Raw genomic sequence first — 12,962 nt, 5'->3', positions numbered from 1 at the left:
AGGAAAAATTATCATATTAAAAAAATAACGTAATTTCACTAAAACGCTTACTTTTATAGGAAATATTTGACTATTTTATCTTTTAGGAGTAAACTAAGGAGGTAAAATTTATAAAAGGAGAATTCATCATGAATTTAACATTTTTAGGTCTTTGTTTAGCCTGTTTTGGTGTATCACTGGCAGAAGGTTTGATGATGAGTAGCTTATTGAAATCTGCGTCTCGTCAACCAGAAATTATCGGTCAATTGCGTAGCCTCTTGATTCTTGGTGTTGCCTTTGTCGAAGGTACTTTCTTCGTAACCTTGGTTATGGCCTTTATTATCAAATAGACGCTTCTATTTTAGAAAAGGAGGTGTCAAACCTTGGAAGAAAGTATCAATCCAACGATTACTCTTGGACCTGTATCTTTTAATTTGACCCTACTTGCTATGACCCTGATTTCTGTTTTCGCCGTTTTTGGCTTCATTTATTGGGCCAGTCGAAAAATGTCGATCCGACCAAAAGGCAAACAAAATGTGCTGGAATACGCATATGACTTTGTCGTAGGCTTTACAAAAGGAAATATTGGGGAACATTACATAAAGGACTATTCCTTGTTCTTGTTTGTTCTTTTCCTCTTTCTTTTAGTAGCCAATAACATTGGATTGATGGCTAAAATCGAAACGACCAATGGTTACAATTTGTGGACATCACCAACCGCTAACCTGGGTTATGACTTTGCCTTTTCATTTTTGATCACCTTAATCGCCCATGTAGAAGGAATTCGCAGACGTGGTGTGAAGGAATATTTAAAGGCTTTTGTGACACCCGGATTTATGACCCCCATGAATATTTTGGAAGAATTCACGAATTTTGCCTCCTTGGCCCTTCGGATCTTCGGAAATATCTTTGCGGGTGAGGTACTAGCAAGCTTGCTTGTGACTTTGTCGCATCAAGCTGTTTATTGGTATCCATTTGCCTTTATTGGAAGCATGGCGTGGACAGCGTTTTCGATTTTCATTTCATGTATCCAAGCCTATGTGTTTACCATGTTGTCATCAATTTATATTGGTAAGAAAATTAATGGTGAAGAGTAAGTAGAGGAGGAGTAGAAGAATGCATGTATCAATGAGTGAAATTATTGGTGACTTTATTCTCATTGCTGGTTCCTTCCTATTATTAATCTTTTTAATAAAGAAATTTGCATGGAACAATATCAATGGAATTTTAGAAGCGCGTGCCAAAAAGATTACAGATGATATTGATGGAGCTGAATCAGCTCGTCAAAAAGCTGAGGAACTAGCAAGTAAACGTGAAGAAGAGTTGGCAGGTAGCCGCAAAGAAGCTGCGTCTATCGTCGAAAATGCAAAGGAAACTGCAGAAAAGAATAAATCTCAGATCCTTTCAGAAGCCACTCAAGAAGCAGTACGTTTGAAAGAAAAAGCGCAACAAGAAATTGCGCATAACAAAGAAGAAGCATTGAACAGTATCAAAGGTGATGTGGCAGATCTCACTGTCAATCTTGCCAGCAAATTGTTGAGCCAACAGCTGGATGCTGAAGGTCAACGCCAACTGATCGATCGCTATCTTGATGAATTAGGAGAAGCTTAATGGACAAAAAGCAACTGATGGTGATTGAGAAATATACCCAGCCTTTTGTTCAATTGGTCTTTGAAAAAGGAGAACAAGATCTAGTCTTTGAAAAATTGACCCAAATCAAGGGGATTTTTGAGGAGACTGGACTTGCTAACTTCTTAGCTCATATCGGTGTAGAGGATGAAGAGAAAGCAAAAAGTCTCAGACTTTTTCAACCCTCGGATTCACAATTACTCGACCATTTGATTGAAGTGGTTATTCTCAATCATCGTGAAGCCTTATTTTATGACATTGTAACGATTTGTTTGGATCAGATTCAACTGTTGAGCAACGCTTTTGTCGTCACTGTTACGACGGTTGCTGGTTTGGATCCTGTTCAAGAGCAAAAGCTAATCCCCATTATCGAAAGAAAATTTGGGATTCAAGTTCGCTCGATCCAACAAAAGATCGATCCAGATTTAATTGGTGGCTTTGTCGTGACAGCCAATCATAAAACGTTGGATACCAGTCTCAAACACCAATTGCAAGTTATAAAATCTAAATTGAAATAGAAAGTGGTGTGAATTTTGGCGATTAACGCACAAGAAATCAGCGCTTTAATTAAGCAACAAATTGAAAATTTCAAGCCAAACTTTGACGTCACTGAGACAGGTGTTGTAACCTACATTGGTGACGGGATTGCCCGTGCTCATGGCCTTGAAAATGCAATGAGTGGGGAGTTGTTGATCTTTGAAAACGGCTCATACGGAATGGCGCAAAACTTGGAAACGACAGATGTCGGGATTATCATCCTTGGAGACTTCACAGACATTCGTGAAGGAGACTCGATTCGTCGGACTGGTAAAATCATGGAAGTCCCTGCTGGGGACGCCTTGATTGGTCGGGTTGTCAATCCTCTTGGTCAGCCAGTGGATGGCTTGGGAGAAATCGTAACAGATACCTTCCGTCCAGTTGAAACACCAGCTCCTGGTGTTATGCAACGGAAATCTGTATCAGAGCCTCTTCAAACGGGCTTGAAAGCCATTGATGCCCTCGTTCCGATTGGACGAGGCCAACGGGAATTGATCATCGGAGACCGTCAAACAGGGAAAACATCGATTGCCATCGATACTATCTTGAACCAAAAGGATCAAGATATGATCTGTATCTATGTGGCGATTGGTCAAAAAGAATCAACAGTTCGTACGCAAGTAGAAACTCTTCGTAAATACGGAGCCATGGATTATACGATTGTGGTAACCGCTTCGGCTTCTCAACCATCTCCATTGCTCTACTTGGCACCTTATGCCGGGGTTGCTATGGCCGAAGAGTTCATGTACAATGGCAAACACGTTTTAATCGTCTATGATGATTTGTCTAAACAAGCCGTTGCTTACCGTGAACTGTCCCTTCTTCTTCGTCGTCCGCCAGGACGGGAAGCCTTCCCAGGGGATGTTTTCTACCTTCACAGCCGTTTATTGGAACGTTCTGCGAAAGTATCGGATGAATTGGGTGGTGGTTCCATTACTGCGCTTCCAATCATTGAGACACAAGCAGGGGATATTTCTGCTTATATCGCGACTAACGTAATTTCGATCACAGATGGCCAAATCTTCTTGCAAGATAGCCTCTTTAACTCAGGAATTCGTCCAGCCATTGACGCAGGATCATCTGTGTCACGGGTTGGTGGATCAGCCCAAATCAAGGCTATGAAGAAGGTTGCGGGGACTCTCCGTATTGACCTAGCTTCTTACCGTGAGTTGGAAGCCTTCACCAAGTTTGGTAGTGACTTGGATGCCGCTACTCAAGCGAAATTGAACCGTGGTCGCCGGACAGTAGAAGTCTTGAAGCAACCAGTCCATGAACCATTAACTGTCGAAAAACAGGTAGTCATCTTGTATGCTTTGACACATGGATTCTTGGATAGTGTACCTGTTGATGATATCCTTCGCTTTGAAGAGGAATTGTTTGCCTTTGTAGAAGTGCATCATCCAGAAATCTTTGAAACCATTCGGACGACCAAAGATCTTCCAAGTGAAGAAACAATGGATGCAGTGATTACTGACTTTGTCAACCAATCAAGTTTCAAATAGAAATAGGAGTGGCAGATGGCAGTTTCTTTAAATGATATCAAAAATAAAATTGCATCGACAAAGAATACCAGTCAAATTACAAATGCTATGCAGATGGTATCTGCTGCCAAACTTGGGAAGTCTGAGCAAGCTGCCAAGGACTTCCAAATTTACGCATCTAAGGTTCGTAAGCTATTGACCGACCTCTTACATGGACATGAGGCTGAGAATTCTAAGTACCGTCCATTTTTAAAGAGTCGGCCTGTCAAAAAGTCTGCTTATATTGTCATCACTTCTGACCGTGGACTAGTGGGTGGCTACAACGCCTCTATTCTCAAGTCTGTCATGGAATTGAAGGAAGAATACCATCCAACGGGTGAGGATTTCGAAGTCATCTGTATTGGAAGTATTGGGGCAGATTTCTTTAGAGCAAGAGGCATCCAGCCGGTTTATGAACTACGTGGCCTAGCTGATCAACCAAGCTTTGATGAAGTGCGGAAGATCATTAACAAGACAGTCCAAATGTATCAAAATGAATTGTTTGATGAATTGTATGTCTGTTATAACCACCACGTCAATAGTTTGACCAGTCAATTGCGGGTTGAGCAAATGCTTCCGATCATTGACTTGGACCCCAACGAAGCAGATGAAGATTATATCTTGAATCTGGAGTTGGAATCAGACCGAGATGCGATTTTGGATCAATTGCTTCCACAGTTTGCTGAAAGTATGATTTATGGAGCCATCGTTGATGCCAAAACAGCTGAAAATGCTGCCGGTATGATGGCCATGCAAACAGCAACAGACAATGCCAAGAAGGTAATTGATGAATTGACCATTCAATACAACCGAGCTCGTCAGGCAACCATTACGCAAGAAATTACGGAAATTGTTGCAGGAGCGAGTGCGCTTGAGTAGTTGATTCGATGCACATTTTAACAATACAAAAATAAGCTTGCTTATATGTATGACCAAGCTTAGAAACTTAATAGAATAGGAGAATGACATGAGTTTAGGCAAAATTTCTCAGGTTGTAGGTCCTGTCGTTGACGTAGCTTTTGCTGCGGGCGATAAACTCCCTGAGATTAATAATGCGCTTGTAGTCTATAAAAATGACCAACAAAAATCAAAAGTCGTTCTTGAAGTAGCTCTTGAACTTGGGGATGGTGTCGTTCGCACCATTGCCATGGAATCAACAGATGGCTTGACTCGTGGGATGGAAGTATTGGACACTGGTCGTCCAATCTCTGTGCCTGTCGGAAAAGAAACTCTTGGACGTGTTTTCAACGTCTTGGGAGATACCATTGACTTGGAAGAAGCATTTCCAGAAGATGCTCCTCGTGAATCCATTCATAAAAAAGCTCCATCCTTTGATGAGCTTTCTACTTCAGAAGAAATTCTTGAAACAGGGATCAAGGTCATTGACCTCTTGGCCCCTTACCTGAAAGGTGGGAAGGTCGGCCTCTTCGGTGGTGCCGGAGTTGGGAAGACTGTCTTGATTCAAGAATTAATCCATAATATTGCCCAAGAACACGGTGGTATTTCTGTATTTACCGGTGTTGGGGAACGGACCCGTGAGGGGAATGACTTGTACTGGGAAATGAAGGAATCTGGCGTTATCGAAAAAACAGCCATGGTCTTTGGACAAATGAACGAACCACCAGGAGCACGGATGCGTGTAGCCTTGACTGGTTTGACCATTGCGGAATACTTCCGTGATGTGGAAGGTCAAGACGTTCTCTTGTTTATCGATAATATCTTCCGTTTCACCCAAGCCGGATCAGAAGTATCAGCCCTTTTGGGACGGATGCCTTCTGCCGTTGGTTACCAACCGACCTTGGCAACTGAAATGGGTCAATTGCAAGAACGGATTACCTCAACCAAGAAAGGTTCTGTTACATCAATCCAGGCCATCTACGTGCCAGCCGATGACTATACAGACCCTGCTCCAGCAACAGCTTTCGCCCATTTGGACTCTACGACCAACTTGGAGCGTAAATTGGTTCAATTAGGGATTTACCCTGCCGTGGACCCATTGGCATCAAGCTCGCGTGCCCTTTCCCCAGATATCGTTGGAGAAGAGCACTATGCAGTGGCCTCTGAGGTCAAACGCGTCCTTCAACGTTACCACGAATTGCAAGATATCATTGCTATCTTGGGGATGGATGAATTGTCTGATGATGAAAAGACCTTGGTGGCTCGTGCCCGTCGTGTCCAATTCTTCTTGTCTCAAAACTTTAACGTGGCGGAACAATTTACTGGTCAACCAGGTTCTTATGTACCAGTTGCAGAAACTGTTCGTGGCTTTAAGGAAATTTTGGATGGGAAGCATGACCACTTGCCAGAGGATGCTTTCCGTGGTGTCGGTTCGATCGAAGATGTGATCGCCAAAGCTGAAAAAATGGGATTCTAAGAAGAGGTGAAAGATGAGTCAAATGAACGTCCAAATCGTTACACCGGATGGACTGGTTTATGATCATCATGCCGCATTTGTATCTGTCAAGACAATTGATGGTGAATTAGGGATTTTACCTCATCATATCAATACCATTGCGGTTTTGGCTGTAGACCAAGTAAAGGTTCGTCGTGTCGACGATGACAAACATATTGATTGGATTGCAGTCAATGGTGGGATTATCGAAGTAGCTGATAATGTCATTACCATTGTTGCCGATTCTGCCGAACGTGCTCGAGATATTGACATTAGTCGTGCAGAACGTGCCAAACTGCGAGCTGAAAAAGCGATTGAAGAAGCCAAAGATCAGCATTCGGTTGATATGGAACGTCGTGCTAAAATTGCTCTTCAACGCGCCATTAACCGGATTAATGTCGGAAATCGTTTATAAGATATTCAAAATAAGGTGGAGGTATGTCCTCACCTTATTTTTGTTGGGAGAGAATCAAAAGAAGAAAGTACGGACCAAATATGGTATAATAGCTGTATGATTCAAATGATTTTTAATCTTTCAAGCCATCTATTGTTTATCTTTTTTGCCTATTACCTATTGATGAACCTGGTTCAATGGGAAAAGTTTTTAAAAGTAAGTGCTGAAAATGCGGTTAAAATCCGTTTTTTGATCTTGATGATCAGCGTCGGAATCGGCTATCTAGCCAGCTCATTTTTTATCAGTGTCTATGAGATGAGTCGACAGATTTTTATTGGCCAATTCTAGCCACATTTTATAAAAAATATGGTATGATAGAAAGCGTGACTTTAAGAAATTGGAGAACAATCCCGTATGGAAAAAATAATCGTTAATGGTGGTCATAATCGACTGGTTGGAACCGTCAAAATCGAAGGAGCAAAAAATGCTGTCCTTCCTCTTCTTGCTGCAACAGTTCTAGCAAGTGAGGGCGTGACAACCTTGAAAAATGTACCTGTTTTATCAGATGTCTTTACAATGAACAATGTTGTTCGTGGGTTGAATGCACAAGTGACCTTCAATGAAGAAGAAAATACAGTTGTCGTAGATGCACGAGAGAAATTGTCTGAGGAAGCACCTTATAAATATGTGAGTAAGATGCGGGCTTCTATCGTTGTCTTGGGTCCTGTCTTGGCACGCAATGGCCATGCTAAAGTTTCCATGCCTGGAGGCTGTACGATCGGTAGTCGTCCGATTGACCTCCATCTGAAAGGTCTGGAAGCTATGGGAGCTGAAATTACCCAAACAGCTGGCTATATTGAAGCAAAAGCAGATCGTCTAAAGGGTGCACACATCTATATGGACTTCCCATCAGTTGGGGCGACACAAAATATTATGATGGCCGCAACCTTGGCTGATGGAGTCACTGTAATTGAAAATGCAGCTCGGGAACCTGAAATTGTTGACCTAGCACTCTTGCTAAATAAAATGGGGGCTAATGTTAAGGGAGCAGGAACTGAGACCTTGACCATTGTTGGTGTGGAGAGCTTGCATGGGGCAGACCACAATGTTGTGCAAGACCGCATCGAGGCTGGAACCTTTATGATTGGGGCAGCCATGACTGGTGGAGACGTATTAATCGAAGATGCCATTTGGGAACACAACCGTCCGCTTCTATCTAAGATGCAGGAGATGGGTGTAACGGTAACCGAAGAAGAAAATGGCATTCGGATTCAGTCGGATATCAGTAAGCTCCGTCCAGTAACCGTTAAAACCCTTCCCTACCCAGGATTCCCAACCGATATGCAGGCTCAATTCACAGCCTTGATGGCCATGGCTAAAGGTGAGTCTACCATGATTGAAACGGTCTTTGAGAATCGCTTCCAGCATTTGGAAGAAATGCGTCGAATGGGCGTTCACTCGGATATTATGCGGGATACAGCTCGTATCGTTGGAGGGGAAAGCTTCCAAGGTGCAGAGGTCATGTCGACCGATTTACGAGCAAGTGCAACCTTGGTCTTGATGGGCTTGGTAGCAGAAGGAGAAACAAAGGTCAGCAAATTAAGTCACTTAGATCGTGGTTATTATCAATTCCATGAGAAATTGGTGGCGCTAGGTGCAGACGTGAAACGTGTAGAGGAAGAAGACGATGAAAACTAATCTTCGCTATGTTGGAAAACAGCTAGGAATTGTCCTCCTGTTGGCTGTGATTGGAATCATCATTTTTGCAGTTGGTTTGGTCATTGGCTATGGAGTGATTGGCGATGGGAAAAATCCATGGTCCATTCTCTCTCCGGACACTTGGTCAGAGATCATTGGAAAGCTAACAGGCAAATAAGCTTTTAACTAAAATTGAGTAAAAAGGAGAGCAGCGAATCGAGTCAATGACCCATCTAGCGCTGCTCTTTTTTGGAGAGAGATATGGCAAAACAAACAGTAAGCAAACGAACCAAACAAACCCTAGCGGGCTTTGTGGTCGCAACGGCCCTAGCTATTGGGGGCTATTATTTTAATCAACCGGCGGTAAAAGAAGCGACGGATCAGGTTGTTTCGGTGGTAACTAGTAGCCAGCAAGAAACACCTAGTAAAGAGTTAGCTAGCTCTGTACTAACGAAATCTGCCCGTTCACAATTGGGGAATGACTTGGAATGGAATGGTGCTGGAGCCTTTGTAGTTAAGGGGAATCGCACAGATCTGGATGCTAGTGTGGCCAGTCAACCCTATGCCGATAACAAGACAAAAGAAGTGAATGGAAAGACCGTACCGACGGTTGCGAACGCTATTATGACCAAGGCGACTCGCCAGTACAGAGATCGAGATGCAACAGGTAGTGGCCTAACCGATTGGAAACCAGCAGGTTGGCATCAGGTCCATAATCTGTCCGGTGAGTATGACCATGCTGTGGATCGGGGCCATCTATTGGGCTACGCCTTGATCGGCAATCTCAAAGGTTTTGATGCTTCGACTAGCAATCCCAAAAATATCGCTGTGCAAACGGCGTGGTCCAATCAAGCCAATGATCCTCATTCCACTGGTCAAAACTACTACGAGACCCTGTTACGAAAAGCATTGGATAAGAACAAACGGATCCGCTATCGAGTAACCTTGATCTATAACCAGCCAGAAGATTTGATTCCATTAGGTTCTCAGATCGAAGCCAAATCGAGTGATGGAACCCTTGAATTCAATGTCTTTGTTCCCAATGTTCAAAGTGGGATTAGTCTGGATTACCAGACAGGAAAAGTAACCGTTCATCAATAAGCTGGAAAGCGGATGTGCTTAAGCCTTTTTTAAGTATGGTGCGATATAATTGTGTACCTTCTTTAAGAGAAAGGAGAATATATGAGAACCATTTTTCGGTTTTTCAGAGGAATCCTTCGCATGGCTTGGAGTCTTTTTTGGGGATTTTTCTGGACCATTGCCATCAGTTTTCTCGTTCTAGTGGGGATCATCTATTTCACAGATTCTCCTAGTTCTGGTATGGATGGAGTTGGCCGAGCTGCCCAAAAGGTTGTCTATCAAGTCGGCAATTTATTTGGTGATCAGGGTTTTGCATCGCGCTTCGGGATGACACCTAGCTCACAGACCACGCAGACGGACAATCATGAGCATAGTGGCGCTCGCTGGGAAAAAGCGGAAGCTACGGTCTATTTGGATCCCAATATCAATCAAACCTTTATAAAAGCTTATCGGGATGCTATTGAGGCTTGGAACCAAACAGGCGCCTTTACCTTCAAGCTGGTTACAAATGAAAAAGAGGCTAATGTGGTCTTGACGGAAATGGATAACGCATCGGTTTCTGCTGCAGGAGAGACTGCCTCTCAGACCAACCTCTTAACCAACCGCTTCACCCACATCACAGTTCGTCTCAATCGCCATTATCTTTTAAACTATGTCTATAACTATAGTTATGATCGGATTGTCAATACAGCTGAGCATGAGCTAGGCCATGCGATAGGGCTGGACCACACTGATGGAGAATCGGTCATGCAACCGGCTGGTTCCTTTTACAGTATTCAGGATACAGATGTGGAAGCAGTCAGACAATTATACAAGGAAGAATAAGTTTTAAAATACTTTCTAAAAGTTCTGAGCCTCAAGGGGCTCAGGATTTTTTTGATGGCTCGTCTTTCCTTGTTTAATCTGGAAAAAGATAGTAAAATAGGGACATGATTATTTTACAAGCCAACAAAATTGAACGCTCTTTTGCAGGGGAGGTTCTTTTTGATAATATCAGCCTGCAAGTGGATGAACGGGACCGGATTGCCCTGGTTGGAAAGAACGGAGCCGGTAAGTCAACACTCTTAAAAATCTTGGTGGGGGAAGAAGAACCAACTTCAGGTGAAATCAATAAAAAGCGGGATCTTTCTCTCTCCTATCTGGCCCAGGATAGTCGATTTGAGTCGTCCAATACCATCTACGATGAGATGCTCCATGTCTTTGAAGACCTCCGTAAAACGGAGAAAACTTTGCGGCAGATGGAGCTTGAGATGGGTGAAAAAACTGGGGCTGACCTAGAAAAACTCATGCAGGACTATGACCGTCTATCGGAAGAATTCCGTCAGGCAGGTGGCTTCACCTATGAAGCAGATATCCGCGCGATTTTAAACGGCTTCAAGTTCGATGAGTCCATGTGGCAGATGAAGATTGAAGAGCTGTCTGGTGGGCAAAATACCCGTCTAGCTCTGGCCAAGATGCTCTTAGAAAAACCAAATCTCTTGGTACTGGACGAGCCAACCAACCACTTGGATATTGAGACCATCGCCTGGTTGGAAAATTACTTGGTTAATTATAGCGGAGCTCTTCTCATTGTCAGCCACGACCGGTATTTCCTAGACAAGGTCGCCACCATTACACTGGACTTGACCAAGCATTCCTTGGATCGCTATGTCGGCAATTACTCCAGCTTTGTCGAGCAAAAAGAACAAAAATTGCTGACCGAAGCCAAAAACTACGAGAAGCAACAAAAAGAAATAGCAGCTCTGGAAGACTTTGTTAATCGCAATTTGGTGCGGGCTTCGACTACCAAGCGGGCTCAGTCTCGGCGTAAGCAGTTGGAAAAAATGGAGCGTCTAGACAAGCCGGAAGCTGGGACCAAGTCTGCCCATATGACCTTCCATTCCGATAAGACATCTGGAAATGTCGTCCTGACAGTAGAAGAGGCAGCCGTCGGCTATGACGATCAAATCCTCTCAGAGCCTATTAATTTGGATATCCGCAAGATGAATGCAGTCGCCATTGTGGGACCAAATGGGATCGGGAAATCTACTCTTATCAAGTCCATCGTCGGGCAGATTCCTTTTATCAAGGGTGAAGCTCGTTTTGGAGCCAATGTCGAGGTGGGCTACTATGACCAGACCCAAAGTAAACTAACGCCTCACAACAGTGTCTTGGATGAGCTCTGGAATGATTTTAAACTGACGCCAGAAGTGGAAATTCGCAATCGCCTGGGAGCCTTTCTTTTCTCTGGGGATGATGTCAAGAAAACCGTCGGCATGCTGTCGGGTGGAGAGCGGGCCCGCTTGCTTCTAGCTAAGCTGTCCATGGAAAATAACAATTTTTTGATTCTCGACGAGCCGACCAACCACTTGGACATCGATAGCAAGGAAGTGCTAGAAAATGCCTTGATTGATTTTGACGGCACCCTGCTCTTTGTCAGCCACGACCGTTACTTTATCAATCGGGTGGCCACACAAGTTTTGGAACTGTCAGAAGAGGGCTCAACTCTTTACCTAGGCGACTATGACTATTATCTGGAGAAAAAAGCTGAGTTAGAAGCCCTTGCTGCAGCGCAAGCAGAAGCTATGCCTGTTTCTTCGACCGAAGAAGTCACCAGCAATGATTATCACTTGCAGAAACAAAACCAGAAGGAACTCCGTAAAATCACCCGTCGCATTGAGCAATTGGAAGCAGAGATGGAAGAGCTGGATCAAAAAATCCAAGCCATCACCGAAACCATGCATAGCACCAACGATGCAGCTGACTTGGTACAACTCCAGAGCGAGCTGGACCAACTAACTGTCCAGCAGGAAGCGGTTATGGAAGAGTGGGCAGAACTGTCAGAGCAGGTGGAATAGATGGAAGATCTTGGAAAAGTTTTTCGTGAATTTCGAATCAGTAAGAATTACTCGTTAAAAGAAGCTGCAGGAGAGGCCTGCTCGACCTCCCAATTATCCCGTTTTGAATTGGGGGAGTCGGATTTGGCTGCTTCGCGCTTCTTTGACATTTTGGACAATATCCATGTGACGATTGAGAATTTTATGGATAAGGCCAGAAATTTTCAACACCATGAGCATGTCGCTTTGATGGCTCAGATTATTCCGCTTTACTACTCAAATGATATTGCAGGTTTTCAAAAGCTTCAAGAAGAGGAACTTGAAAAAGCCAAACATTCCACCAATCCTCTCTATTTTGAGCTGAACTGGATCCTGCTACAAGGCCTGATTTGCCAGAGAGATGCTAGTTATACCATGAAGCAGCGTGATCTAAACAAGGTGGCGGATTACCTCTTTCAAACGGAAGAGTGGACCATGTATGAATTGATCCTCTTTGGCAATCTCTACAGCTTTTATGAGGTGGACTATGTCACACGGCTTGGGAGAGAAGTGATGGAGCGTGAAGATTTCTACAAAGAAATTGGTCGCCATCGAAAACTGGTCTTGATTCTGGCTCTGAATTGCTACCAACATTGTTTAGAACACTGTTCTTTTGAAAACGCCAGCTATTTTGAAGCCTATGTAGAAAAGATTATCGGGAAGAGCATCAAGCTCTACGAACGCAATGTCTTTCATTATCTTAAGGGATTTTCTCTGTATCAGAAGGGGCAAACTGAAGAAGGCCGGCAGCAAATGCAGGAAGCCATGCATATTTTTGACGTGCTAGGACTGCCGGAGCAGGTGGCCTATTATCAAGAACACTTTTATAAATTTGTAAAAAATGAATGTTCTAAATAGGACAGTGATAAAGGAGATTT

The 12,962-nt window shown here is 43.5% G+C and carries 15 protein-coding genes; all 15 read left to right on the top strand.

What is annotated here, in order from left to right:
- Window positions 1-128 precede the first annotated feature (128 nt).
- The 15 genes from SM122_RS03710 to SM122_RS03640 all read left to right on the top strand — a co-directional run bounded on the left by SM122_RS03710 (window position 129) and on the right by SM122_RS03640 (window position 12,942).
- Window positions 129-329 (top strand): F0F1 ATP synthase subunit C, encoded by a 201-nt coding sequence (locus SM122_RS03710; protein ID WP_003006433.1) that lies wholly within the window; start codon window positions 129-131, stop codon window positions 327-329.
- A 33-nt stretch (window positions 330-362) separates the two neighbouring features.
- Window positions 363-1,076 (top strand): F0F1 ATP synthase subunit A, encoded by a 714-nt coding sequence (atpB, locus tag SM122_RS03705; protein ID WP_023917700.1) that lies wholly within the window; start codon window positions 363-365, stop codon window positions 1,074-1,076.
- Between the two features lie 19 nt (window positions 1,077-1,095).
- On the top strand, window positions 1,096-1,590 hold the full coding sequence (gene atpF / locus SM122_RS03700; RefSeq protein WP_155168944.1) for a F0F1 ATP synthase subunit B: 495 nt from the start codon (window positions 1,096-1,098) through the stop codon (window positions 1,588-1,590).
- Entirely contained in the window at window positions 1,590-2,126 is a 537-nt protein-coding gene (locus tag SM122_RS03695) for a F0F1 ATP synthase subunit delta (RefSeq protein ID WP_024055549.1), read from the top strand. Before atpF ends, SM122_RS03695 begins: the two co-directional genes overlap by 1 nt.
- 15 nt (window positions 2,127-2,141) lie before the next feature.
- On the top strand, window positions 2,142-3,647 hold the full coding sequence (atpA, locus tag SM122_RS03690) for a F0F1 ATP synthase subunit alpha (protein WP_324737802.1): 1,506 nt from the start codon (window positions 2,142-2,144) through the stop codon (window positions 3,645-3,647).
- Window positions 3,648-3,662: 15 nt separating this feature from the next.
- Window positions 3,663-4,544, top strand: coding sequence for a F0F1 ATP synthase subunit gamma (locus SM122_RS03685; protein ID WP_324737801.1), 882 nt, complete (start codon window positions 3,663-3,665; stop codon window positions 4,542-4,544).
- Between the two features lie 88 nt (window positions 4,545-4,632).
- A complete protein-coding gene (atpD, locus tag SM122_RS03680; RefSeq protein ID WP_031573407.1) occupies window positions 4,633-6,039 on the top strand; it encodes a F0F1 ATP synthase subunit beta in 1,407 nt (468 codons plus the stop codon).
- 13 nt (window positions 6,040-6,052) lie between these two features.
- Window positions 6,053-6,472, top strand: coding sequence for a F0F1 ATP synthase subunit epsilon (locus SM122_RS03675; protein ID WP_003002471.1), 420 nt, complete (start codon window positions 6,053-6,055; stop codon window positions 6,470-6,472).
- A 96-nt stretch (window positions 6,473-6,568) separates the two neighbouring features.
- Window positions 6,569-6,799: a DUF1146 family protein gene (locus SM122_RS03670; RefSeq protein ID WP_003006458.1), complete on the top strand. Its 231-nt coding sequence runs from the start codon at window positions 6,569-6,571 to the stop codon at window positions 6,797-6,799.
- 66 nt (window positions 6,800-6,865) lie between these two features.
- On the top strand, window positions 6,866-8,149 hold the full coding sequence (gene murA, locus SM122_RS03665) for a UDP-N-acetylglucosamine 1-carboxyvinyltransferase (protein WP_031573401.1): 1,284 nt from the start codon (window positions 6,866-6,868) through the stop codon (window positions 8,147-8,149).
- Window positions 8,139-8,327, top strand: coding sequence for a DNA-directed RNA polymerase subunit beta (locus tag SM122_RS03660; protein WP_003006464.1), 189 nt, complete (start codon window positions 8,139-8,141; stop codon window positions 8,325-8,327). The genes murA and SM122_RS03660 overlap by 11 nt, the downstream gene beginning before the upstream one ends.
- Window positions 8,328-8,410: 83 nt before the next feature.
- Window positions 8,411-9,250 carry a DNA/RNA non-specific endonuclease gene (locus tag SM122_RS03655; protein ID WP_023917705.1) on the top strand — a complete coding sequence of 280 codons (840 nt, stop codon included), beginning with the start codon at window positions 8,411-8,413 and terminating at the stop codon, window positions 9,248-9,250.
- Window positions 9,251-9,331: 81 nt separating this feature from the next.
- Complete coding sequence (locus tag SM122_RS03650) at window positions 9,332-10,054, top strand: M57 family metalloprotease (protein WP_023917707.1); 723 nt, start codon at window positions 9,332-9,334, stop codon at window positions 10,052-10,054.
- Window positions 10,055-10,158: 104 nt separating this feature from the next.
- Complete coding sequence (locus tag SM122_RS03645; protein ID WP_023917708.1) at window positions 10,159-12,066, top strand: ABC-F family ATP-binding cassette domain-containing protein; 1,908 nt, start codon at window positions 10,159-10,161, stop codon at window positions 12,064-12,066.
- Complete coding sequence (locus SM122_RS03640; protein ID WP_023917710.1) at window positions 12,067-12,942, top strand: XRE/MutR family transcriptional regulator; 876 nt, start codon at window positions 12,067-12,069, stop codon at window positions 12,940-12,942.
- Window positions 12,943-12,962: the final 20 nt, after the last annotated feature.

Source organism: Streptococcus gingivalis (genome assembly GCF_035544715.1).
GTDB lineage: Bacteria > Bacillota > Bacilli > Lactobacillales > Streptococcaceae > Streptococcus > Streptococcus gingivalis.
The sequence above is the reverse complement of the archived record's forward strand: the minus strand, read 5'-3'. Positions and strand labels throughout refer to the sequence as shown.

Excerpts from the sequence above, each read along its gene's own strand:
- SM122_RS03710 (WP_003006433.1), top strand. The coding sequence starts at position 129 with ATGAATTTAACATTTTTAGGTCTTTGTTTAGCCTGTTTTGGTGTATCA.
- atpF (WP_155168944.1), top strand. The coding sequence starts at position 1,096 with ATGCATGTATCAATGAGTGAAATTATTGGTGACTTTATTCTCATTGCT.
- SM122_RS03695 (WP_024055549.1), top strand. The coding sequence starts at position 1,590 with ATGGACAAAAAGCAACTGATGGTGATTGAGAAATATACCCAGCCTTTT.
- SM122_RS03685 (WP_324737801.1), top strand. The coding sequence starts at position 3,663 with ATGGCAGTTTCTTTAAATGATATCAAAAATAAAATTGCATCGACAAAG.
- atpD (WP_031573407.1), top strand. The coding sequence starts at position 4,633 with ATGAGTTTAGGCAAAATTTCTCAGGTTGTAGGTCCTGTCGTTGACGTA.
- SM122_RS03675 (WP_003002471.1), top strand. The coding sequence starts at position 6,053 with ATGAGTCAAATGAACGTCCAAATCGTTACACCGGATGGACTGGTTTAT.
- SM122_RS03670 (WP_003006458.1), top strand. The coding sequence starts at position 6,569 with ATGATTCAAATGATTTTTAATCTTTCAAGCCATCTATTGTTTATCTTT.
- murA (WP_031573401.1), top strand. The coding sequence starts at position 6,866 with ATGGAAAAAATAATCGTTAATGGTGGTCATAATCGACTGGTTGGAACC.
- SM122_RS03660 (WP_003006464.1), top strand. The coding sequence starts at position 8,139 with ATGAAAACTAATCTTCGCTATGTTGGAAAACAGCTAGGAATTGTCCTC.
- SM122_RS03655 (WP_023917705.1), top strand. The coding sequence starts at position 8,411 with ATGGCAAAACAAACAGTAAGCAAACGAACCAAACAAACCCTAGCGGGC.
- SM122_RS03650 (WP_023917707.1), top strand. The coding sequence starts at position 9,332 with ATGAGAACCATTTTTCGGTTTTTCAGAGGAATCCTTCGCATGGCTTGG.
- SM122_RS03645 (WP_023917708.1), top strand. The coding sequence starts at position 10,159 with ATGATTATTTTACAAGCCAACAAAATTGAACGCTCTTTTGCAGGGGAG.
- SM122_RS03640 (WP_023917710.1), top strand. The coding sequence starts at position 12,067 with ATGGAAGATCTTGGAAAAGTTTTTCGTGAATTTCGAATCAGTAAGAAT.